Consider the following 23,449-nt stretch of genomic DNA (forward strand, 5'->3'; position numbering starts at 1 on the left):
TAAACAAAGTATTAGTACACAGCAACACATTCATTATTTTCACAATTAATGCTAGTAGGTGGGTTTTCAATTGCACAATTTGAGGCAATACCAAATGCTTCATTATATTCAGCTTCCATTTGGTTATAATTTTCAACCATGCTTTCTAGAGTTTCTATATCAATAGATGTAGAATATATTAAATAACGCCAAGGCCCACCACAAGGTTTACTTCCAAAGGCAATAAATTTACATTCAAAAGTAGTATTACAAATAGATGCACCTGCTATAGTTTCAATATCGGTTTTTAAAATAGTTAGTTCTTGCGCTTGGGTGTCTTGATTAATAGATGGAATATCATCTTCACATTGTGTAGAACATAATAGTAAACAAAGTGGCGCTATACATAATTTAAAAACTGACTTTTTCATTATTATACTATTTAACTTTTAGATGGTATAATTATAAAATGGTTGCGTACCAAACCAAAAAACCACGAAAGTATCGTGGTTTAATTCTTAATCATTAAGTGTTTTTTGCATTTTAAAAATGCTTTTTTCTAACAATGTGCGTTGTAAGCATCCATTAAGTTTTCTGCAATTAATTCTGCAGGTCTACCTTCTATATGATGACGCTCTAACATGTGCACCAACTCTCCATTTTTAAATAATGCCATACATGGCGAACTTGGAGGAAACGGTATCATATGTGCTCTTGCTTTATCAACAGCTTCTCTATCAACACCTGCAAAAACAGTTGCAATATTATCAGGTTTTTTAGCATTCTCTAAACTCATTTTAGCACCAGGTCTTGCATTTGCAGCTGCACATCCACAAACCGAATTTACTACAACTAAAGTAGTGCCTTCTTTTGCTAATGCAGCATCAACAGCCTCGGCAGTTTGTAACTCTTCAAAACCAACATTGGTTAAATCCTCACGCATTGGTTTTACTAATTCTGCTGGATACATATTTTCTATATTTTTATATTAAAATTTAAACTATGCAAAGTTAATCAAAAATTGTGCAAAAATTATTTGGGCGTTCCCTTATAACGCTTATGGCGTTATAAGGTCAGGCTATCCGCTATATCTTTTTTGCAAAAAAAACAAAAAAGGATGCCGCTTCTATCCTTAACGCGGTGCTAAATTTGATAATTTAGAGCATTAAATAAAATTTTTAGCAAAAATAATAACTCTAAATTATTATAGCTTGCGTAACAAAACACTAAAATTTTCAACTAACAATAGTATATTTGGTTGATAATAAAATTTAGAAGTAAACATGAGTTTTTCAAAATGGATAGGTGGTGCTTTAGGATGGTCTTTTGGTGGGCCAATAGGTGCTATAATTGGTTTAGCAATTGGTAGTGTAATAGATTCGATGTCAAATAGTGGTAATCCACTTTTAGGAGAACGTCCATCCACCCAAGGGAGAAGAAGAACAACCTATAGAACACCACCCAGACAACGCCCGCAAACCCAGTCTGGAGATTTTGAGGTGAGTTTGTTGGTACTTGCATCTGTAATTATAAAGGCAGATGGTAAACAAGACCAACGTGAATTAGATTATGTGCGCAAGCAGTTTTTAAACATGTATGGTAAAGACCGTGCAAACCAAGCTTTCAAATTGTTTAAAGGCATAAGTAAACAAAACGTTTCGGTAAGACCAGTATGCTTACAAATTAAGCAAATGATGGATCATGCTTCGCGTTTGCAACTTATTCATTTTTTATTTGGTATCGCAAAAGCCGATGGCACTGTTACTAAAGATGAAGAACGCCAAATTTATACTATGGCAGGATATTTAGGTATCAGCTCAAAAGATTACGGAAGTATAAAAGCCATGTTTTACAATAGTAAAGATAACGCTTATAAGATTTTAGAAATTAACAAGGACGCCACAGTAGATGATATTAAAAAAGCCTATCGAAAAATGGCGAAAAAATACCATCCAGATCGTGTTATTCATTTAGGTAAAGAGCATCAAGACGGCGCCGAAGAAAAATTTAGACAAGTGCAAGAAGCTTATGAGCAGTTACAGAAGGAGTTAAGATTTTAAATTATGTAAAGTCAGTAAAAACTCCAGATAGTATTACGGCTATAATGAGAATAACCAAAAATGCAACTACTATAATGGTTCCAGTTTTAGTGATGCTATCTTTTTGAAAGAGATAATTTCTTTTCTTATCGTCGTTATCTTTTACAAATTCAAAATTTCCTTTTTCTTTTTTCATATATCATTTTCGTTTAGACAAAGGTAAATACATTGCTCAGTTAAAGCGTGTCTATATCATTTTGATGTTAACGCAAATCAGAATCCTAATAAAATTCAGTACCAATAGTTTTTTTGATAAATTGGAATATTAATAAATAACGGATGCCATAAATTTTAATGTAGAGCAATAGCGATTAATTGATTATTTAAAGAAAACAGAAAATTTAGGTATATCTTATTTTGACGGTAGAGTGTCACATTACTTAGGTGCGTTAAACAAAAAGAATGCAATACTAAGTTTTATAAACTATAGGCCATCATTTAACTCAGTTTGGAGTATAAAGAAAATATTGAGTATTACACTTCAAAAAAACATCTAATAAGATATGATCACGCTTAATAGTAGACAAGAGTTTAATGCTTTTTAAGTTGCGCTTTACATTAATAAAAAACCAACTAAACGAGAGAAGTATAGTTGGTTACGAGGGATTGTTGTTGATAACAATTATGTTGTATTATATTTTTTTGAGTATTTAAAAACTAGTATATAACTATGCTATTAATTAGTATTGCTGTACAATAGTACTACAGAAATTACAATTTTTTGAAAATAATAGACGAGTGTGCAACTATAAACGATTAGTAAACTACCTTACACTATAAACGGTTGTTTTTGTGCGTTTAAAAGCTCTGAATTTTAGATGGTTATGGTGTAAATTTAAGTGTAGATTGTGTTTTACTCACATGTAATGTAACAGTGCTGCCTAAAATTAAAGCGCGGTTATCTATTTCATGTCCAGCCTTTAGGTTAAATGCTACAGGAAAATTATAATCTGATAATACATCCAAAATTAATTGTTCTATTGATGAGCCCCAAGGTGTTGTGTTCTTTTTTATTTTAGTCATATCACCAATAATAACAGCTTTACAATTATCAAAATAACCAGCACGTTTTAAACTTTGCAACATACGGTCTATATGATACTTGTATTCTCCAATTTCTTCTATAAATAGAATTTTTCCAGAGGTGTCTAAGCTTGTTTGAGAACCTAACATAGTGTGCAGTATAGTTAAATTACCGCCAACTAGAGGTGCAGAAACAGTACCAATTTTATTGTATGTTGAGCCTTCTAAAGTGTAGCTTAATGTATCACCAAAAATAGCAGCTTTAAATGTTGAAATGGTCTCTTGTATTGTTTCAACATCATCTTGTAAACTTGTACACATCATAGCATGAATAGATTGTACTCCAAGATTATGTGTTTCACTATGTATAGCAGTAATATCAGAATACCCAATAATCCATTTAGGATGGTTTTTAAATGTTGTCCAATCTAATTTGTCTAAAATTCTAACACTGCCATAGCCACCGCGTGCACACCAAATGGCACTTATATTTGGATTGTCTAAAGCGTTTTGAAAATCTTCACATCGCTCATCATCTGTTCCAGCAAAATGGCGGCCTTGATTAAATACATGTTTACCCACAACAGCATGCAGACCCCAACTTTTAAGTAAAGATTTCGCTTTCTGTATTTCACCTGCTCTATTTTTAAGAATTCCTGCAGGAGCAACAATGGCAACAGTATCGCCTACTTTTAAATATGGAGGTTGTTTAAAATTCATGTCGTGTTGCGGTAATGGTTTGTTTTGCGAAAAAGTTGTTTTAATTCCAAAGAAAAAAACAACACAGCATAAAGTTATATTTAGTAGGTGTTTCTGCATCATGTAAATTTACATTTTTTTAGTGAAACACTATTTTAAAAATTATGAAAGACGCATTTAAATAGTGAGTTGAACTAATCTTGCTTTATGGCGGGATCTCTTTTATGTAAGTATCCTAAACCCATAACAATTTATTTCCAATACCCTCTCAAAATGCTTACTTTTACGCCTTAATTTTAGATTGATGAGCAAACCAAAACGATATACCATTACCACAGCACTTCCTTATACTAACGGTCCTATACATATTGGGCACTTAGCTGGTGTTTATGTGCCTGCTGATATTTATGCGCGTTATTTACGTTTAACAGGCAACGATGTGGCATTTATTGGCGGAAGTGATGAACACGGTGTACCTATTACCATAAAAGCAAAGAATGAAGGTGTATCTCCTCAGGATATTGTAGATAAATACCATGCGATTATAAAAAAATCGTTCGAAGATTTTGGAATTACGTATGATAATTATTCTAGAACATCTGCACCAATTCACCATAAAACTGCTTCTGATTTTTTTGAAACTTTAGATAAAAAAGGAGAGTTTATAGAAGAAACTACTGAGCAGTTATATGACGCAGAAGCGAATCAGTTTTTAGCAGATCGTTTTGTGATTGGTACGTGCCCAAAGTGTGGCAATGAAGAGGCTTATGGCGACCAATGTGAAAATTGTGGAACAAGTTTAAACGCCACAGATTTAATTAATCCAAAATCGGCAATTACAGGAAATGTGCCTACTTTAAAGAAAACAAAGCATTGGTTTTTACCTTTAGATAAACACGAAGCCTTTTTAAAAGAGTGGATTTTAGAAGGCCATAAAAAAGATTGGAAACCAAATGTTTACGGACAAGTAAAATCATGGATTGACGATGGGTTACGACCAAGAGCTGTAACAAGAGATTTAGATTGGGGCATACCTGTACCAGCTGAAGGTGGTGAAGGTAAAGTGCTTTATGTGTGGTTTGATGCGCCTATAGGTTATATTTCTTCAACTAAGGAATGGGCAGCACATGTTGGTAAAGATTGGGAACCCTACTGGAAAGCTAAAGACACGAAATTGGTACATTTTATAGGAAAGGATAACATAGTATTTCACTGTATTATTTTTCCAGCAATGTTAAAAGCTGAGGGCAGTTATATTTTACCAGAAAATGTGCCAGCTAATGAGTTTTTAAATTTAGAAGGCAATAAATTATCCACCTCTAAAAATTGGGCAGTGTGGTTGCATGAGTATTTAGAAGATTTTCCAGATCAGCAAGACGTGTTGCGCTATGCTTTAAATGCAAATGCACCAGAAACAAAGGATAATGATTTTACTTGGAAAGATTTTCAAGCAAGAAATAATAATGAACTGGTTGCCATTTTTGGAAATTTTATTAACCGTGTTGTAGTGTTAACTAACAAATATTATGATGGTATTGTGCCAGAACCTTCTGATTTTGACGAGGTTGATGAAGCCACTTTAGCAGCTATAAAAGCGTATCCAAATGTGATTGCAAGCTCCATTGAACGTTACCGATTTAGGGAAGCCGGACAAGAATTAATGAATTTAGCGCGATTAGGAAATAAATATTTAGCCGATGCTGAACCATGGAAAACCATTAAAGTAGACGAAACACGCACTAAAACCGTCATGTATGTTGCGCTTCAAATAGCAAGTGCTTTAGCAACATTAAGTGAGCCATTTTTACCATTTACTTCAACAAAATTAAAAAACATACTAAAGTTACGTCATAACGAGGAGCAAAACGACGAAGTTATCTCAAACAACAAAGAGACTATGATGTCTCATAAAAATGAATCTCTCAAAGACCCTGTAAATTGGGACGAGATTTCAATTAAAAAAGAATTACTTCCGGCATATCATCACATAGGAAAAGCAGAACTACTATTCTCTAAAATTGAAGATAAAACGATACAAGTGCAATTAGATAAACTAGAAGCCAGAAAGAAAGCAAACGAAATAGCTAATGCAAAAGTAGAACCACAAAAAGATACGATTACTTTTGAGGATTTCACCAAACTAGACATGCGCGTAGGTACTATTTTAGAAGCCGAAAAAATGCCAAAAACTAAAAAGCTTTTAAAGTTGAAGGTGGACACAGGTATTGATATAAGAACTATAGTATCAGGTATTGCCGAAAGTTTTTCTGCCGAAGAAGTTGTTGGCAAACGCGTTACAGTTTTAGTAAATCTAGCGCCAAGAGCCTTACGTGGTGTGGAGAGTCAAGGCATGATTTTAATGACGGAGACTCCTGATGGGAAATTGGTGTTTGTAAATCCTGATGATACTAAGGTTGGGAATGGGTTGCAGATTAGTTAGTACTTATAATGATTTAATGGGGAAAAGAATAATTTTGAAGAATTTGATAATTCTAATTCAGTAAGAGAAGAAAATTATTGCCTTGTTGCTAAAGTTGTTACGTTCGTTTTATTAGTATTATGTAATGTTTTATATGAAATAGAGACTAACCCCAAATGCAAAAAACATTTACCGAGTTTTCTACTAACGCCACTTTAAAAATAGGAGATGAAACACTCTTAAAATCTTATAAAACACCGAAGCAACCAGATTTATATACATTTGTAAGAACACAATGGTCTAAAGCTGAAATAGTTGTAGATAGCGTGCCTTATACCATTGAGGCAAATAGTATTTTAGCATTAACTACAGTGCAGTATTTTCAGTTCTTATCAGGGGTAGATTTGGTGGTGTATCAATTTAACAGAGAGTTTTATTGTATTAAAGATCACGATCAAGAAGTTAGTTGTGCGGGTTTATTGTTTTTTGGTAATGTGCATATTCCAATTATAAAATTACAAGATAAAGAACACAAAAAGTTAAATACATTACACGAAGTGTTTTTAGATGAATTTGAAACTAAAGATACTATTCAAGCTGAAATGTTGCGGATGCTTATGGCGCGTTTCATCATTATAGGTACAAGACTACTAAAAGCCAAAGAAGGGTTTGTAGAAACATCAAAAAACACTAAAATAGATTTGTTGCGTGAGTTTAATATGCTAGTTGAATCTCATTTTAAAACAGAACATAGTGTATCGTTTTATGCAGATAAACTATTTAAATCTCCAAAAACACTGTCAAATACATTCTCAAAATTAAAAACAAGTCCGCTACAAATCATACATGAGCGTGTTGTGCTAGAAGCAAAACGACTACTAATTTACACTGATAAAACTGCTAAGGAAATTGCATATGAAGTGGGTTTTGAAGATGCTTCACATTTAAGCCGACTTTTTAAAAAACATACAGAATTATCTCCATCTGATTTTAAAAAACAACTGCAAAAAATATTATAAAATCGTCTTCAAATTTATTTTAATATTCAAATACGCTTAAAAGCTTATAGTGTTTCTGGTCAAACCGCTTTTGTTGTGTTGTAAAAAGCATTCATAGGGAAAAATTGACAACACCTAGGGCAATCTTATCATTTTATTACATCTCCTTTTCGTGCATCTTTGTAGTGTATAATTAAAACAATAACATTATGAATTTAAAACATATATCAGTTTTCAATTTAATTGAAATTTTTAGAGGAAAAGGAAGAAAAGTATTAAATACTATTTCGCCAAAAACACATTGTGAGCAAAGACACATTCACGATTTTTATTGTGATGCAGAAAGACCTTTTATTCAAGACAATACTATTACGTAAAATAATAAAGGGAAAAATTGACAACCCAAAGGGAAATACAATCATGGTGCAACTTTTAAAACGGTTGCATCTTTGTACAATCAAAATAAAGCAATATATAATAACAATATCCTGAGACACACTCAGGATAAACAAAACAAAAATAATGAGCACATTTAACGTACCAACAAGAGAACAAGTAAGCGAAAATAATCAAGCTATTTTCGATAATTTAAACAAAGCATTAGGTTTTGTACCAAATTTATATGCAACATATGCACATAGTGATACAGCTTTAGAAAACTATTTAAATTTTGCAAATGCAAAAACATCTTTATCGGCTAAAGAAAAAGAGGTTGTTAATTTAGCTGTGAGCGAAGTAAATAATTGTGTTTACTGTTTATCTGCACACACTGCAATTGGTAAAATGAATGGTTTTACTGATGATCAAATTTTAGAATTAAGAGCAGGAGAAGCTTCTTTTGATACTAAATTGGATGCCTTAGCTAAATTAGCTAAAAACATTACAGAAAATAGAGGAAAAACAGACGAAGCTGTATTAGAAAATTTCTTTAACGCAGGCTATTCAAAAGGGAATTTAATCGATACTATTTCTTTAGTAGGCGATAAAACCATTTCAAATTACGTACACAGTACAACACAAGTACCAGTAGATTTTCCAGTAGCACAACCATTAACAGCAACTACTGTATAATTATAAAAATTAATATTAAACACAAATAATCAATAATCAGAGCAAAAGCTCAAAACAATTAAAACAATGAAAAAAGTAATAGCAATTTTAGTAGTAACATTAGGTTTCGCTTTAAACGGAAATGCACAAGATAAAATGATGGACAAAGCAGTAAAAACCATTTCTTTAGAGCAAACTAAAGGAGAATTTGTTCAAAAAGCATTAACGGTAAGCGAAGGTACTTATGTATTTGAAGTAGCAAATAATCATGCAGCTAAAGAAGTTGGTTTAGTTTTAGTAAAAAAAGGTGATGATGCTAGCAAACCAGAAAATCACATACAAACAGCTTATGTAACACAAGTTGTTAAAGATGGAGAGACACAAAAAACTAAGGCCACTACATTAGCAAAAGGAGAGTATGTATATTTCTGTCCTTTAAATCCAACACCACAGTATACACTTACTGTACAGTAATTTTCAAGTATTAATTAATAGATCACTAAAGGCTATTCTAATATTAGAATAGCCTTTTTTTATGATTATAAATAATATAGAAAGCGAGTAATTTTTTAACTTTACAAAAAACCAAGTAATATGTTATCAAAATCTATAGAACAGGCGTTAAATAATCAAATACGAGTAGAGGCAGAATCATCTCAAATATATTTGGCCATGGCATGTTGGGCAGAGGTTAAAGGTTTAGAAGGGGTATCAAACTTTATGTATGCGCAAAGCGATGAAGAGCGTGAGCACATGTTAAAATTGGTAAAGTTTGTAAATGAGCGTGGAGGACACGCAAAAATTTCACAACTAAAAGCACCAAATGTAACCTTTAATTCTTTTAAAGAAATGTTTGAAAAATTGTTTGATCATGAGGTGTTTGTATCTCAAAGCATTAACGAATTAGTACATATATCACTTCAAGAAAAAGATTATGCAACCCATAATTTTTTACAATGGTATGTTGCAGAACAAATAGAAGAAGAGGCTGTTGCACGCACCATTTTAGATAAGATAAATATGATTGGTGATGACAAAGGTGGTTTGTATTTATTTGATAGAGATATTGAAAATTTAACGGTAACTACAGCTGCGATAGATAGTCCTGAATAATTTTAACACTTAAGCTTATTTAGATTTAATAAAAATAACTTATTTTTGCTCAATGAATTGAACATTCGCACGCTGTGAGCAAAAAAAAGAAACAAAAAAAGGCAATTAAAAAGCTACGAAAATTAGGAATAGAACTTCCTGAAAAAGTAAAAAGTAGTTGCTGTAAAAAGTTTAAAAAAGGCGAAAATAAGCGCTGTAAAAAGTGTCCTTGCTTTGATTTAATTAAAAAAGTGGCTTAATTTTTTTGGGGTTCCCCTGTCGGGTCGGGCTTTACGCTGCAAGTCCTCGCGCCCAAAAGCTACGCGGCGCTGTGGGCTTTACACTGCAATCCCTAACCCGGGTTTATCCGCTAAAAATAGTGCCATCATCAAACTTTTAGTATGTCAAATATATACTGTATATAAAAAAGACCTCACAGATTTTCTAAAACCTGTGAGGTTTAAAATTATAACATATTTGTACTAATTGTTATTTAATTCTCAATAGGTACTCTCGTAGAGTGCATCATTTCTAACTTCCAAATAGTATCTTGTTTAATTGCAACAATACTCTCTAACCATTGTAATTTTCGTTCTAAAGTATCGCTTTTTATAGTGGCATAATTGTGGTATGCCATCCAAATGCGATTCCCTTCTCTTTTAGCCTCAAAAAAATCAAAACTGTTAATGCGTTTTACACCAGTATCTCTCAATTTTGCGCGCTTACACCAATTGACAATGGTATCGTTTGTCCACACTTCGCCATGTTCTAAAAGAATAAAATCATCAGTGTGATATTTTAAAATGCGTTCTTCTTTTTTAGCACTCCAAATATCATCAAAAGCATCCTGTATAATTTGCTCTACCGCTTTAAAGTCTTCGGTATTATTGGTGCGTTGTTTTTCTTCTTTTTTACAATTTGTAAAAAGTATACTTAAAACAACAACTATTTTAATAAAGGGTTTCATGGTGATTTGTTTTTTAAAATTTAAGTCAATACTATATCTTATTTTAGCATTAAAATATTTCAGAATTAATGTCAGCGCAACTAAAATACATACTTTCTAAGTTACAATTACCAGAACAGTCGGTAAAAAACACGATTCAATTGTTGGAAGAAGATTGTACTATTCCCTTTATATCGCGATACAGAAAAGAGCGCACTGGAAATTTAGATGAGGTGCAAATAGGAGATATTGTAAAATATAAGGAACAATTTGAAGCCTTAGAAAAACGAAAAAAAGCTATTGTAAAAGCGCTAGAAGAGCAAGGTGTTTTAACGCTAGATCTAAAACAAAAAATAGAAGTAACGCAAGACTTAACCACACTGGAGGATTTGTATCTGCCATTTAAAAAAAGCCGAAAAACTAAAGCTGAAAAAGCGAGACAAAGTGGTTTAGAGCCATTGGCCAAAATTATTATGAGTCAGAATGCAAATGATATTGAGCGGATTGCCTTTAAGTATGTAAAAGGGAATGTGACTTCTGTTGAAGACGCCTTAGAAGGCGCACGCCACATTATTGCAGAATGGATTAATGAACGTACCAATATTCGTAACAACATACGCCGCCAATTAGAGCGTTTTGCAATGATAGCTACCAAAGTAATTAAAGCAAAGATAGATGATGAAAACGCTCAAAAATTTAGAGATTATTTTGATTGGGAAGAAAGCTTAAGCAGGATTCCATCACATAGATTATTAGCTATTTTAAGAGCTGAAAAAGAAGGCTTTATTCGCGTAAAAATTCAAATAGATAATGAAAGAGCTTTAGATAATATAGAACGACGCATTATTAAAAGTAATAACGCTTGCGCAGCACAAATTGAGATTGCTATTGCAGATGCTTACAAACGCTTGTTATTTCCATCGTTAAGCAACGAAGCCTTACAACTAGCAAAAGACAAAGCCGATGCTGCTGCTATTTCAGTATTTGCAAAAAATTTAAAACAATTATTATTAGGTTCACCATTGGGAGAAAAACGTGTTTTAGCTATCGATCCTGGGTTTAGAACGGGCTGTAAAGTAGTGTGTTTAGATGCACAAGGGCAATTAAAGTATAATGAAACCATATATCCGCATCCGCCAAAAAATGATAGTGTTGGTGCCATGAAAAAAATAAGTTCACTTTGTGAGGCGCATAAAATAGAAGCTATTGCTGTCGGAAATGGTACCGCTTCCAGAGAAACCGAAGCATTAATTAGAAAAGTACATTTTAAAAACGATGTGCAGGTTTTTGTAGTAAGCGAAGCAGGCGCAAGCATTTATTCAGCATCTAAAATTGCTAGGGAAGAATTTCCAGATTACGATGTTACCGTTCGTGGCTCGGTATCCATTGGAAGGCGACTTCAAGATCCATTGGCAGAATTGGTTAAAATTGATGCAAAATCCATTGGTGTTGGCCAATACCAGCACGATGTAGACCAAACCAAGCTTCAAAAAGAACTGGATGTTGTGGTAGAAAATTGTGTAAATGCTGTTGGTGTAAATATTAATACCGCAAGTAAACCGCTACTAAGTGCTGTGTCTGGAATTGGACCTAAACTAGCCGAAAACATTTTTAATTATAGAACCGAAAATGGTGTTTTTCAATCTAGAAACGCTATTAAAAAAGTACCACGTTTAGGTGGAAAAGCTTTTGAACAAGGCGCAGCGTTTTTACGAATTAAAAATGCTAAAAACCCGTTGGATGATTCTGCTGTACATCCTGAAAGTTATGGAATTGTAGAAAAAATGGCGAAGGATTTAGGGAAATCTGTTAAAGATTTAATTGGAAATTCAGAATTGCTTAAAAAACTAAATTTAAAGCAGTATTGCACAGAATCTGTTGGTTTGTTAACGCTAGAAGATATCATCAAAGAACTCGAAAAACCAGGTTTAGATATTCGGGAGCAAGCTAAAGTATTCACCTTCAATCAAAATATAAAAACCATAAACGATTTAAAGGAAGGCCAATTACTTCCGGGTATTGTCAATAACATTACCAACTTTGGGTGTTTCGTTGATGTTGGGATTAAAGAGAGCGGGTTGATTCATGTATCTAACTTATCAGATAGTTTTGTGAAAGACGTGAATGAGCACGTACATTTGCACCAACAAATTATTGTAAAAGTTTTACAGGTTGATATTCCGCGAAAGCGTATTCAACTAAAATTGCATAAGTAATTGTTTTTAAATATTCCTAAAGCATATATTTTTAGCAGCGAATAAGTGGTTTAAATAATACGTATTTATTGAAGGCAATATTTGTACTTTGTTCTATTTTGTTATAAGTTAGATGCAAAAAGCAACCAATTTAATTACATAACCCTAACTAGCTTATATATGAAACGACTTATGTATTCATCTAAACATTCCTGTCCTAAAATAACGACTTTTTTCAATATTTTAAAAAAGAGTCTTGTTTATGGTTTAGGTTTGTTTTTTTGCACAAACCTTTATTCTCAAGCAAAAACAGAGCATTGGGAAACATATATGGCGTCTTATGAAGGTGGAAAACCAGGTTCTACCACTGTTAGGATGGATTTAATGGAGAAGGCTCCAATTTTGGATTATAATTATGTTTTGGTCACAGGTATTACTTATGAAAGCAACAGAGAGGATGGCTTGCCAGAAGGTGATGAAACGTTTAAATTACTACACAAAATAGGTGATGAGCTTAATGCGCTTTTAAAACAAGAGGCTGAAGGTATGTTGGTAGGGTCTTTTACAAATAATTTTGAGCGTTTAGAGTATTTTTATTTGAAATCTGATCTTGGTATTAAGGAAAAAGTAGAATCGTTTTACGAGACAAATTATGCAAATAATACATATTCCTTAAATATTAAAGAAGATAAAAAATGGGAATATTACACTCAGTTTTTATATCCAAATGAAGAAATAAAAAATCAAATATCAAATCTTCGTTTAATAAAAGAATTAAAAGAAGCTGGAGACAACCTAACAAAAAAAAGACGTGTTGATCATTGGATATATTTTAGAAATAAAGAAAACTTAGGGCATTTTTCAGAGGCTATTATTAAGTTAAATTTTAAAATCGAGTTTTCAGGTAGAAAAGGTGTTGCAAAATTTCCTTATAGCTTACAGTTTTACAAAAATAACAAAGTAGATATTGATACTATGAATGCCATAACATCTTCCTTACAGGAAATGAGTAAAAATTACGACGCTAAATATGATGGTTGGGAAACAATTGTTGTTAGAAATTAATGAATGTTAAAAATAGCGTATCACCCAATTTATAAACACCCCTTACCAGAAGGCCATCGGTTTCCAATGATTAAATATGAGTTATTGCCCGAACAATTAGTATACGAAGGCACGTGTACACCAGCTAACTTTTTTGAACCAAATATCCCTGATGATACTCATATTCTTAAAGTTCATACACAAGAATATTATAAGGATTTATTAAACTTAACTTTAGATGCTCGAGCTGCTCGAAAAATAGGATTTCCGTTAAGTGAAGTGCTCGTTAAACGTGAGGTTATAATTGCTAATGGCACCATAAAAGCAAGTGAGTTTGCGTTGCAACATGGTGTTGCTATGAATATAGCTGGAGGTACACATCATGCCTATTCTAATAGAGGCGAAGCTTTTTGTTTGTTGAATGACCAAGCTATAGGCGCACGATATTTAATAGATAAGGGATTATCGAAAAAAATACTAATTGTCGATTTAGATGTGCATCAAGGTAATGGTACTGCAGAGATTTTTCAGAATGATACTAGCGTATTTACCTTTTCTATGCACGGAAAAGGTAATTATCCATTTAAAAAAGAAGAAAGTGATTTAGATATTGCTTTAGAAAATGATACCGATGATGCTACTTATTTATCTATTTTAAAAGAAACCTTACCCAAATTGATTGTAAGTCATAAACCAGATTTTATCTATTATTTATGTGGTGTAGATGTTGTAGCTTCAGATAAGTTGGGAAAATTAGGCATGACTTTAGAAGGATGTAAAGAACGCGATCGCTTCGTTTTACAAACTTTTAGAGATTATAAAATACCTGTAATGTGCTCTATGGGTGGTGGTTATTCTCCAGATATTAAAGTTATTATTGAAGCACATGCCAATACGTTTCGGCTGGCTCAGGAGATTTTCTTTTGAAATTGTAATTAAATCATCAAATTATAGTAATAAACCCCCTTATTATTCATAAACGTACCATCGGTTTTATTTAAATTTAGGGGTTCGCCATTAAAATTTGTTGCAGTTAAATTGAGTTCTTCGTAGATACATGCTGTAGCTGCATAATCCCAAATACTGCCGCCGCCAGTTTCTGTTTTTGGGAATTTTAAAAAACATGCTGGTCCATTTTCTAAAACTGAAATAGCACACATTACTGCGCCTTTTCCAGATATTTCTTTAATGCCTTTTAATTCTAAATCTGCTTTATGTGTGTTGAGTATATTTTGGATTTCGGCTGACTTTGGTGTGTCTTTTAGTGTTTTATCTGTAAAGTAAGTTAGATAGTTGTTTGTGTTTTTAATTGTCCAAGTCATTTTATTTCTATAAACGCCGTGGCCTTTTATAGCGTGGTAAAGGGTTTCAGTGCTTGGATCAAATACAATCCCAATTAAAGGCGTACCATCTTTAGCAATGAGAGCGATAGACACAGAAAATCCAGGATGCTTATTGATGAAAGCTAGCGTACCGTCCAAAGGATCAATACACCAAAAGAAATCTTTTTTAAATCGACTTCCATCGTCTTCTGTTTCTTCGGATAGTAAACCAATATCAAAGGCTTTGCACGTTGGTTTTAAATGTGATAAAATAATAGTCTCACATTCTCGGTCTACTTTTGTAACCACTTGAGAGGCATAGGTATTTCCTCCTTCTTTTTGCTCAACAATAATATCATCGTTTAAGTGTTTCTGAATAACTTCTCCGGCAGAAAGTGCCGCTTCTATGGCAATAGTTGCTAAATATTGTAAATCCATTACGATAAGTTTTTAATCACTTCAGCAGTGATACGCTCGCTATAACTATTAATTTTCCAATGGTCGGGGCTCCAACCTTTTAAAAACCGATGAAAATCTGCCCAAGCCACACGATATAATGGGCGCCATTCGTTTTCAAGAGCTTCATTTTTTTTACCAAGGGCTTTGTGTAAATGCGCAAAGTAAGTGTCTAGTATTTTTAATTCTAAACGTTCGCAATCGCTTTCATTAAGGCAGCTTCCAACAAAGTAAGCGACATCTTTCATACCACAGCCACCACCTACATATTGAAAATCTACACCGGCTACTTCTCCGTTTTCCGAAAAACAAAAGTTTGCCGATTTTGCATCACCATGCACAAATGTTTTAAAGGTGCAATCATTTAATTTTTTATCAATAGCCGCAGCTGCGTTTTTTAATGCTGTCTCTTCTAAAACTTCCAGTTCTTGCGGTCTGGTTTCCAAATGCCAATAGGTGCCAACGTCCCAAAGGCCGTTAGGTACTTTTCCTAAATAACTCGCATGAAATTTTGCTAACCATTCTAAACAGATTTCTATATCTTTCCAAGTTACCTCTTGTTTTCGTAATGGGAAACCTGATTTATCTAAATCTTCAAGGACTATAAGTACTTCATTTTGGTGACTTTCAATAGCAAAACATTTTGGTAAACGTGCTAGACTATGTTTACCGTATGTCTTATACCAAGTGGTTTCTACTTGGTAAGATTTTAATTTTCTTTGATGCCCAATATCTGTGTTCCAGCCTCTGGGGTGATTATTACTTTTTGGTAATTGCACATGTTTCACTACAACGCTTTCTAATTTAGAATTTTCTAATGCAATACGTATAATTTTACCATAACCGCTCCATAATTCTTGGATGACTTCTTTTTGTTTTAAAGAAGACGCACCAGTGTTTTGTAGAATTAAGGATTTGAAATGCTCGTTCATAGGGTTTCAAAGGTATGGAAATGTGGTTTTTAAAAACTTTTATAATAATATGGTTTAAACCATATTATTATAAAATTGATTTCTAATTTTATAAATTAATTTATTGATATTTTTAAAATTTGGTCTATCAATTAAAGATGAATTTTTATAAATTTCATCTAACTCATTTTTTATTTTTTCTGCTTTTGAAACTAAATCATTATATTCGAATTCTGCATTTTTTATTGACAAAAGAAATTCTCTATCTTTTCGTCTAACATTTATTTCATTGTTTAAACCTATTTCTTTTGCCATATGCAGCAACCTAAACGTATGCATCATATTTTTAGCATCGTAATTTTTACTGTGAGAAATATTACTTTTGTAACGCTCTTCATTTCTTTTTTCTACCCAGTTCCAATATTCTCTATATTTCTTGCAATAAGTTGAATACCCATCTACATTAAAGTATAAAACTGCAATAGGTATTTCAGTTTTGGGAACAGAGCTTAAGCAAACTTCATTAGCATTTTTCCTAGCAATTCCGTTATAGTTTAAATTCTCATTGTAAAATAGATTATAACAATCTTTCATATGAGCTAAATTTACTAAGCCACAAGAATTCAAATTCAGTTTGTTTTTGATTGCAAACTCTTTAAATAACACAGATTGTTTTTCGCCTCTTACATAGCAGAAATCCTCAACGGATTTTCTCTCTTTATCAACAGGGTTCACAATTTTCTTGTTTAAACCTCTAGCTTTTTTAATTTGAGTGAATGCATAATTTGCAAAAGTGTTTTTACAAAGCTTTGATAGAAAATCTTCTTTTTTAATCTTTTCAAATATTGGGTGTTGATATAGTATACATGATTTAGGTTCATTTAATAATTCTATTAAATTGGGGTTATTTTTAGATAATAATTCTATAAATTTATTCAATTCGTAATATGAAATATCATTAGTTTCATTGTTAATTTGACCAATGTAATTTAATGAATAAAACTGTTCTTTGGGAAGAATGAATACACCTCTAATATCAGTGTCAGAAGTGGCAGTATCCAAGCCATAAGCTCTACTGCCACTAATACTTTCAAAGATTATTGAACCTGATTTTTTAAGTTCTTCAATTGTCATTATATTATTTTTAAAAAGAGTTCGTTAAAATCATCTGGATTAGATTTCTTATTCTCTAAATTATCTTTTACATCATTATTTTCAGATACAATTCTTCTAACTAACTCAATTAAACCGCAATCCACAGGCTCATTACTTTTCTCTATGTTTTCACTTTTTAAAAGAATTAAATCATCTAAAGTTGAATGATATTCAAAATCAATTATAGAGTATAACTCTGTAAATAAAACAGGTGGAATGGTTTTGTTTTTATAGATCCAACTAGCGCATAATGCTGTTCTTATTGCATAAAAAAAACTTTTTAAAGTCATTTTGTCTGTATCTAAAGTTTCTTCAAAACCCTTACTCATACTATGATAATGATAAAAGCCAGCAACTGGATTGAAATTGTTAGTTGCTAAGATTTTCATCTCTTTTAAAAAATGATTGTCAGCTCTATAAACTATAGGCGAAAAAAGCCAACCTAAAAATGATGCATTGGTTTTTGACATTAGCTTTAATGCTTTTCTTATATCCCAACCTGAGCCATCTAAATCATCTTCCGTCATAAACTCTATAGTGTCTTTTTTATCCCATAGATTTAGATACCATTCTTTATTATGTTTAAAGATAAAACGAATGTCATAATCTGAGTCTGGAGATTCAAATCCCCATGCTCTACTGCCAGATTCGCAAGCGAATAGTATTTCTATATTTTTGTCTTTCTCTATTCCTGAGAGTTTTTCTAGTATTTTAGTTTTCATTTTTATAAAAGTGGATTAATCAAAATATCCCATATCTTCCTTTTTGATACTCAATTATTTATAATATTCCTTATTAGTGTCTAGTTTAATATCAATGTTTTTTGCAATTTGATAAACAGTATTAAAATAATTTATAGCTAATTCTTTAGAATTCATTTTTTGAAATTCTGATTGTAACGCAGGAGATTTTGTAGGGACTAAAACTTCTTTGTGCTCTATTGGAGTTTTGTTTTTCATTGACTTTGCTACTTCCTTAAAACTATACATTCTCATCGGAATTTTATTCGGAAGACCTTGATTTATCTTCTGCATTTGGGCATGGCTATATGAATTTCTTATTTTATCTTTCATATTGTTAAGTGTATTAAATTCCTCAGTAGTAATTAACTTAGCTTCTTTAAGACATTTGTCTATTGATTCCCATAAATTTAACTTATCATAGTTATGATATGCAACATCTAGCTTTTTAGATAATTTTTCAACTTTATCATATTTAAGACCTTTAGTTTTTTTTTGAATAAGAGCAAGTTTCATTAATCGTTCTAAAAAATGATTCGTACAGTTAATAGCAGCTATAAATTGTTCAATCATTAGGCAATTAATAATTTCATACTTAACTGGATTAATCGCAGATAATAATATTAATGAATGATTGAAATATGGTTCTAGATAACTATAATTCTTTTCTACTTTTTCTAGGTATGATTTGATAAATATTTCTTTAGACATTATAATTTTTTATAAAGTTAATTTTTTATTTAAAAAAGCAGACCAACTTGCGTCAGTCCACTTTTTTCCTTTCTAAAATCTAACGCTTTTTATTTCTATTACGTTTCTCTCGCCTAATTTTCCAAGGTGCATTCTTCTGCCAATCGCCAGCCATAATACAGCCATAAGGCATTACTTCGTCAATAACATTTCCTAAACCGTATTCGTCCATTTGTGCTCTTACAGCTTTTGCATTTTTGTATGCGCTTGGTAATTCGGTGATATCAATTTCTTTAGAGAAAAACCTAATATCTAAACCTCGCGTTTCTTCTTTAAAGATTTGCATGGTAGTTCCTGTTTTGCTTTTTCTGTGTTGGGTTCTACTCACGTTTCTACCAGCACCATGCGGAGCAAAGCCTAAATTGGTTTTTGTGGTAGCACCTTCAACAATTAAGACAGGTTCGCTCATGTTTAACGGAATCAACCTTGGACCTGTAATATCTGGCATAAACTTAGCATCTAAAGGCGTTGCACCTTTAGCGTGATAAAATAAATCGCCATCTTTAAAGACGAAGTTATGCTCGTTCCAGTATCTGTTTTCAATATTGATGTCTAAAGTCTCGGCTACCGAATTATGAATTACTTCATGGTTCACTTTTGTCCAATCTCTTATAATTTGTAAAGCATCCCAGTATGACTGCCCTTCTTCTGTATCAAAAGGAATCCAAGCATTTTGCTTTTTAGTATCTGGTGATAAGTCGCGTCGAAAACGTTCAGCGATTTTCATACCTTTTGTATATAAACGCGCGCCTGGACCTCTTGATCCATGATGCGTAACTAGCATTGTGTTTCCAGTTTTTTTAGATTTCCCAACAAACAAAAAGTGATTGCCATCGCCTTGCGTTCCTAAATGTGATCTAGCGATTTGAATCATTTGTCCATCATTTAAAAAATAGTTAGATTCAAAAGCCTCTAATAATGCTTTTGGAAATCTAAATTGTGAGTCTCTATCACGTCCTCCAGGACCAAAATGTGTGTTAGCATGCGCAGCATCTAAAATGTCTTTTGGGTCTGTTTTGTCAAAATCGGTTAACATGACAGAGCAGCAAATATCTGCACTATGCATGCCTGGGTGAATAGCGTTTTTTGCAACCGCCACACCGCCAACAGGAATAGTGCCGTCTGGTCCCGCAGGACAAGCATCTGGCATAATAGCACCAGCAACTAGTGTTGGTGTTTTCATTAAGGTTTGCATCGAATTAATCACTTTATTAACATTATCTTTTTCCTCTTCGTTTTCTGCTTTAATGTTTATAGAAAAGTCAACTGGTTTTTTATGTAATTCAATAGGGTCTGGAGATTTAAATTGTTTTAAATAGGTTTCCATGTCTTTTCCTTCTAATTTATTTTCATTAATATGTGCGATGGCTTCTTTCATCCATTTTCCTTGTCTGTAACCTAATGCGATTAAATCGTTTCCTGTAATTTTTGTATTTGTTGACATAGTTTTTGTTTTTTAATTAGCCCCACCAGCTTCCTCGTCTGGTGGAGCACTACTTTTGAAACCTTGTTTAACTAGATTTCTTTATGATTACTTTGCAAATATTTTACACCATTACGCAATGTTTTTGCGTAGTTAAAAAATTATTTCTTTTTATTCTTATTATTTTTAGATGATGTCTTCTTTTTAGGTTTAATTTTATTTTTAATTCTTGATATTTCAGAATCAACTAACCACGTAAAATCATCATTACAGCTAAATAATTTAGCTTTTTTTAATGCTTTGATTGCTTTTTTATAGGCTTGAATATTTTCAAATAATTGCCCTTGTTTTAGCCAAACTTCTGCTTTATTTAAGCCTTTTACGGTAAAAGCAAAGTCGATTAATTTTTGAGCTTCCTCGAAATCTTCGTTCCATATCAATACCAAAATGTAGTGCGGATACACCTTTTGAAAATCCATTTTATTAGCCAAAGCTTCAGTGTAATACTGCTTTGCTTTTTCATAATCGCCAAATTGTTCAGCTTGTAAACGTCCCATTAAGTATAACGCATACGCATTATTAGCTTCGTATGATAAGGCGTAGTTTAGATTTTCTACAGTTTCTTCCAGTTCATATGGATAAGCGTCTATAGCTTTAAGCACATAATTGTTTAACAAATTTGTGTCCATTGTTTTTTTTATTTGATTTAAAAAATGCTTTGTGAAAACAAAGTGTTTTAAATCGATTTTTAAAATTCTTGATGTTTACAAATTATGATAAGATGCTTCGACTGCGCTCAGCATGACAACATAATTTGTTTAATAATTACTGTTTTGAGAAATTGTTTAGCAGAACGCTAACGGCTGAAAACAAAAAACCCGAAACAGTTTTTAAATTGCTTCGGGTTTTCATTTATTATTTTGAAAAGTTTATCTAACGATAATCACGAAGCATCACAAAAGGCGATATGCCTTTCGGGAAATTTTGATATGTTATACATAAACTCATAGTTTTTAATTTTTGATTCAACTTAGTTTTGGTTGAAATGCGTTGCAAAGATTCAGATTTATTTTTGACTTTTCAAAATTTATTTTTTCTTTTTCTGAAAAATGGACTCCATAATACGAAGTATTATATTTTTTTTAAAAAAGCAAATATTTTATTTTATCCACCAGATTTTTTGAGGTTTTTCATTATTACGCATAAATATTGCGTAGTAATTTTTACTTTTATTTTATCTTGAAAATTGACGAAAAATGGCAGTAAATAAAAACGCATTAATCCGCTACAAAACTATTGATAAGTGTTTGCAAAACAACTTCAGGCAATGGACGCTAGATGATTTAATAGAAGCAGTTTCTTATGCACTTTATGAGTACGAAGGGAAAGATGTAGATGTAAGTAAAAGAACGGTGCAACTAGATATCCAAATGATGCGTAGTGATAAGTTAGGATACAATGCGCCAATAGTGGTTTACCAGAGAAAGTTTTATAAATATGAAGATGAAAATTATAGTATTACCAACAGCCCAATTTCCAATCAAGATTTAGGTAAATTATCTCAAGCTGTTTCGTTTTTAAAACAGTTTCAGGGTTTTTCACATTTTGAAGAATTAGGAAGCATGGTTCAAAAATTAGAAGACCATGTTTACACGCAAAAAACGCAAGAAAAATCATTGATTGATTTTGAGAAAAATGAGAACTTAAAAGGCTTAAAATTTTTAGATAAGCTATATCAATTTGTACTTAAAAAGCAAGCTATTGACATCACGTATCAATCTTTTAAAGCACGACAAGAAAGTACGTTTATTTTCCATCCATATTTGTTAAAAGAGTTCAGAAATAGATGGTTTGTAATAGGTAAACGTCAAAAAAATGAAGGCATTATGAATTTGGCTTTAGACCGCATTATTTCAGTTAAAAAAAGCTCGAAATCATTCGAAATAGACTCCAATTTTAATTCTGAAAACTTTTATAAAAATGCCATTGGTGTTTCTGTAAGCCCAAATCTTGAGCCCGAAGATGTATTACTTTACATAGCACATAAACAAGCACCTTATGTATTAACAAAACCGTTTCATCATTCTCAAAAGGAAGTAAGCAGAGATCATTATGGGGTTACTATTTCATTAAAAGTTCAACTTAATTTTGAATTAGAAAAAGAGATTTTAGGTTTAAGAGAAGGCATAAAAGTCATTGCCCCAGAGCGTTTAAAACGAAATATTAAAGAACGCTTGTATGATGCCGTAGATGTTTATGAAACTGAAATTAATGATAAAAGCCTCCGAACTATTGCAAAACGACTAGAATATAGAGGTTTCGGAATTCTAAATCATGTTTATACAAAACGCGATATAAGAAAACTTAAAGCCAGATTTGATGCTTATATTAAAGCAAATAATGAGCAAGTTTTTGGGATGCGTGAGGTATTAGCAAAAATGCCAGAACTTAAAGCTATTTTGTTCAATAAAAATTTCAAAAAACTTATAAAATCTATCGATAAAAATGCTTTTTTAACCAAAGCTATTTATTTTGATAAATCACCAAAAGATAATTGGTATGTGACATGGCATCAAGATGTACCCATAAATGTCTCTGAAAAAATAGAAACTGAAGGTTTTGGTTCATGGACCAATAAAAAAGGCATGATAAGTGTTTGTCCGCCAGAAGCTATTTCAAAAAACACCTTTTCTATGCGTATTCATTTAGATGATACATCCATTAAAAACGGTGCTCTAAAAGTCATTCCAGGATCGCACAATAAAAGATTAAGTGATGATGAAATACAACTCATAACTAATAATTCTATTCCTTTTACTAGCGAAGTTGCTTCAGGAGGTGTTCAACTTTTAAAACCTCTTTTATTACACGCATCATCACCATCAATTGTTCAAAAAAGGCGCCGTGTATTACACTTGGAATTTTCATCTACACTATTACCAAACGGATTAGAATACAAAGAAAAAGAGCAAATATTCAATCAAAACTCATAATTAAACCCACAAAAAAAGCGCCCAAATAGACACTTTATTTATATGTATTAGAATGAAGTTATTATCTATTCATATTCTTTATTTGATCCACAAAATCATCCAAGTCAGCACCATTTTTTACAAGTGTTAATGCTTTGTCGATAATGTATTTTACG

Annotated in this window: 24 protein-coding genes; 12 read left to right on the plus strand and 12 right to left on the minus strand. The window is 32.1% G+C overall.

What is annotated here, in order from left to right:
• Nucleotides 1-11 precede the first annotated feature (11 nt).
• Nucleotides 12-410 (minus strand): hypothetical protein, encoded by a 399-nt coding sequence (locus ACKGJY_RS11495; RefSeq protein WP_413974034.1) that lies wholly within the window; start codon nt 408-410, stop codon nt 12-14.
• A 128-nt stretch (nt 411-538) separates the two neighbouring features.
• Nucleotides 539-949, minus strand: coding sequence for a BrxA/BrxB family bacilliredoxin (locus ACKGJY_RS11500; RefSeq protein ID WP_413974035.1), 411 nt, complete (start codon nt 947-949; stop codon nt 539-541).
• A 313-nt stretch (nt 950-1,262) separates the two neighbouring features.
• Between ACKGJY_RS11500 and ACKGJY_RS11505 the strand changes: the two genes are divergently transcribed.
• The gene (locus tag ACKGJY_RS11505) at nt 1,263-2,039 is read left to right on the plus strand and encodes a TerB family tellurite resistance protein (protein ID WP_413974036.1); all 777 of its coding nucleotides are present in this window, start codon (nt 1,263-1,265) and stop codon (nt 2,037-2,039) included.
• A 1-nt stretch (nt 2,040) separates the two neighbouring features.
• Here the strand turns inward: ACKGJY_RS11505 and ACKGJY_RS11510 are convergent, their stop codons facing one another.
• Nucleotides 2,041-2,214 (minus strand): hypothetical protein, encoded by a 174-nt coding sequence (locus ACKGJY_RS11510; RefSeq protein WP_413974037.1) that lies wholly within the window; start codon nt 2,212-2,214, stop codon nt 2,041-2,043.
• Between the two features lie 686 nt (nt 2,215-2,900).
• On the minus strand, nt 2,901-3,920 hold the full coding sequence (locus ACKGJY_RS11515; RefSeq protein WP_413974062.1) for a S66 peptidase family protein: 1,020 nt from the start codon (nt 3,918-3,920) through the stop codon (nt 2,901-2,903).
• A 184-nt stretch (nt 3,921-4,104) separates the two neighbouring features.
• On the opposite strand from ACKGJY_RS11515, the gene metG reads away from it, so the two are divergent.
• The 7 genes from metG (at nt 4,105) to ACKGJY_RS11550 (ending at nt 9,619) form a co-directional block, all read left to right on the plus strand.
• Nucleotides 4,105-6,240: a methionine--tRNA ligase gene (metG, locus tag ACKGJY_RS11520; protein ID WP_413974038.1), complete on the plus strand. Its 2,136-nt coding sequence runs from the start codon at nt 4,105-4,107 to the stop codon at nt 6,238-6,240.
• 155 nt (nt 6,241-6,395) lie between these two features.
• Complete coding sequence (locus tag ACKGJY_RS11525) at nt 6,396-7,238, plus strand: helix-turn-helix domain-containing protein (protein ID WP_413974039.1); 843 nt, start codon at nt 6,396-6,398, stop codon at nt 7,236-7,238.
• Between the two features lie 188 nt (nt 7,239-7,426).
• Nucleotides 7,427-7,594, plus strand: a complete 168-nt coding sequence (locus ACKGJY_RS11530) for a hypothetical protein (protein ID WP_413974040.1) — start codon at nt 7,427-7,429, stop codon at nt 7,592-7,594.
• Nucleotides 7,595-7,739: 145 nt separating this feature from the next.
• Complete coding sequence (locus tag ACKGJY_RS11535) at nt 7,740-8,288, plus strand: carboxymuconolactone decarboxylase family protein (RefSeq protein ID WP_413974041.1); 549 nt, start codon at nt 7,740-7,742, stop codon at nt 8,286-8,288.
• Between the two features lie 66 nt (nt 8,289-8,354).
• Complete coding sequence (locus ACKGJY_RS11540; RefSeq protein WP_413974042.1) at nt 8,355-8,741, plus strand: cupredoxin domain-containing protein; 387 nt, start codon at nt 8,355-8,357, stop codon at nt 8,739-8,741.
• A gap of 120 nt (nt 8,742-8,861) precedes the next feature.
• Complete coding sequence (locus ACKGJY_RS11545) at nt 8,862-9,380, plus strand: ferritin (RefSeq protein WP_413974043.1); 519 nt, start codon at nt 8,862-8,864, stop codon at nt 9,378-9,380.
• 74 nt (nt 9,381-9,454) lie between these two features.
• The gene (locus ACKGJY_RS11550) at nt 9,455-9,619 is read left to right on the plus strand and encodes a hypothetical protein (RefSeq protein ID WP_413974044.1); all 165 of its coding nucleotides are present in this window, start codon (nt 9,455-9,457) and stop codon (nt 9,617-9,619) included.
• 233 nt (nt 9,620-9,852) lie between these two features.
• Here the strand turns inward: ACKGJY_RS11550 and ACKGJY_RS11555 are convergent, their stop codons facing one another.
• On the minus strand, nt 9,853-10,326 hold the full coding sequence (locus ACKGJY_RS11555) for a nuclear transport factor 2 family protein (RefSeq protein ID WP_413974045.1): 474 nt from the start codon (nt 10,324-10,326) through the stop codon (nt 9,853-9,855).
• 68 nt (nt 10,327-10,394) lie between these two features.
• Between ACKGJY_RS11555 and ACKGJY_RS11560 the strand changes: the two genes are divergently transcribed.
• The 3 genes from ACKGJY_RS11560 (at nt 10,395) to ACKGJY_RS11570 (ending at nt 14,471) form a co-directional block, all read left to right on the plus strand.
• Nucleotides 10,395-12,521, plus strand: coding sequence for a Tex family protein (locus tag ACKGJY_RS11560; RefSeq protein ID WP_413974046.1), 2,127 nt, complete (start codon nt 10,395-10,397; stop codon nt 12,519-12,521).
• Between the two features lie 159 nt (nt 12,522-12,680).
• A complete protein-coding gene (locus ACKGJY_RS11565) occupies nt 12,681-13,565 on the plus strand; it encodes a DUF695 domain-containing protein (RefSeq protein WP_413974047.1) in 885 nt (294 codons plus the stop codon).
• 3 nt (nt 13,566-13,568) lie between these two features.
• Entirely contained in the window at nt 13,569-14,471 is a 903-nt protein-coding gene (locus ACKGJY_RS11570; protein ID WP_413974048.1) for a histone deacetylase, read from the plus strand.
• A gap of 8 nt (nt 14,472-14,479) precedes the next feature.
• On the opposite strand, the gene ACKGJY_RS11575 is transcribed toward ACKGJY_RS11570, so the two are convergent.
• The 7 genes from ACKGJY_RS11575 to ACKGJY_RS11605 form a co-directional block, all read right to left on the minus strand.
• Nucleotides 14,480-15,304: a 3'(2'),5'-bisphosphate nucleotidase CysQ family protein gene (locus ACKGJY_RS11575; RefSeq protein ID WP_413974049.1), complete on the minus strand. Its 825-nt coding sequence runs from the start codon at nt 15,302-15,304 to the stop codon at nt 14,480-14,482.
• Nucleotides 15,304-16,254 (minus strand): oxidoreductase family protein, encoded by a 951-nt coding sequence (locus ACKGJY_RS11580; protein ID WP_413974050.1) that lies wholly within the window; start codon nt 16,252-16,254, stop codon nt 15,304-15,306. The genes ACKGJY_RS11575 and ACKGJY_RS11580 overlap by 1 nt, the downstream gene beginning before the upstream one ends.
• Nucleotides 16,255-16,308: 54 nt before the next feature.
• Nucleotides 16,309-17,367 carry a DNA polymerase beta superfamily protein gene (locus ACKGJY_RS11585; RefSeq protein WP_413974051.1) on the minus strand — a complete coding sequence of 353 codons (1,059 nt, stop codon included), beginning with the start codon at nt 17,365-17,367 and terminating at the stop codon, nt 16,309-16,311.
• Nucleotides 17,367-18,110 carry a DNA polymerase beta superfamily protein gene (locus ACKGJY_RS11590; protein WP_413974052.1) on the minus strand — a complete coding sequence of 248 codons (744 nt, stop codon included), beginning with the start codon at nt 18,108-18,110 and terminating at the stop codon, nt 17,367-17,369. Before ACKGJY_RS11590 ends, ACKGJY_RS11585 begins: the two co-directional genes overlap by 1 nt.
• A 54-nt stretch (nt 18,111-18,164) precedes the next feature.
• Nucleotides 18,165-18,839: a hypothetical protein gene (locus tag ACKGJY_RS11595; protein WP_413974053.1), complete on the minus strand. Its 675-nt coding sequence runs from the start codon at nt 18,837-18,839 to the stop codon at nt 18,165-18,167.
• Nucleotides 18,840-18,918: 79 nt separating this feature from the next.
• Nucleotides 18,919-20,322 carry an RtcB family protein gene (locus ACKGJY_RS11600; RefSeq protein ID WP_413974054.1) on the minus strand — a complete coding sequence of 468 codons (1,404 nt, stop codon included), beginning with the start codon at nt 20,320-20,322 and terminating at the stop codon, nt 18,919-18,921.
• A gap of 140 nt (nt 20,323-20,462) precedes the next feature.
• Nucleotides 20,463-20,990 carry a hypothetical protein gene (locus ACKGJY_RS11605; protein ID WP_413974055.1) on the minus strand — a complete coding sequence of 176 codons (528 nt, stop codon included), beginning with the start codon at nt 20,988-20,990 and terminating at the stop codon, nt 20,463-20,465.
• 567 nt (nt 20,991-21,557) lie between these two features.
• On the opposite strand from ACKGJY_RS11605, the gene ACKGJY_RS11610 reads away from it, so the two are divergent.
• The gene (locus ACKGJY_RS11610; protein WP_413974056.1) at nt 21,558-23,294 is read left to right on the plus strand and encodes a WYL domain-containing protein; all 1,737 of its coding nucleotides are present in this window, start codon (nt 21,558-21,560) and stop codon (nt 23,292-23,294) included.
• The last annotated feature ends 155 nt before the right edge of the window (nt 23,295-23,449 follow it).

Origin of the sequence: Hyunsoonleella sp. 2307UL5-6, assembly GCF_047345485.1 — a bacterium.
Taxonomy (GTDB): domain Bacteria; phylum Bacteroidota; class Bacteroidia; order Flavobacteriales; family Flavobacteriaceae; genus Jejuia.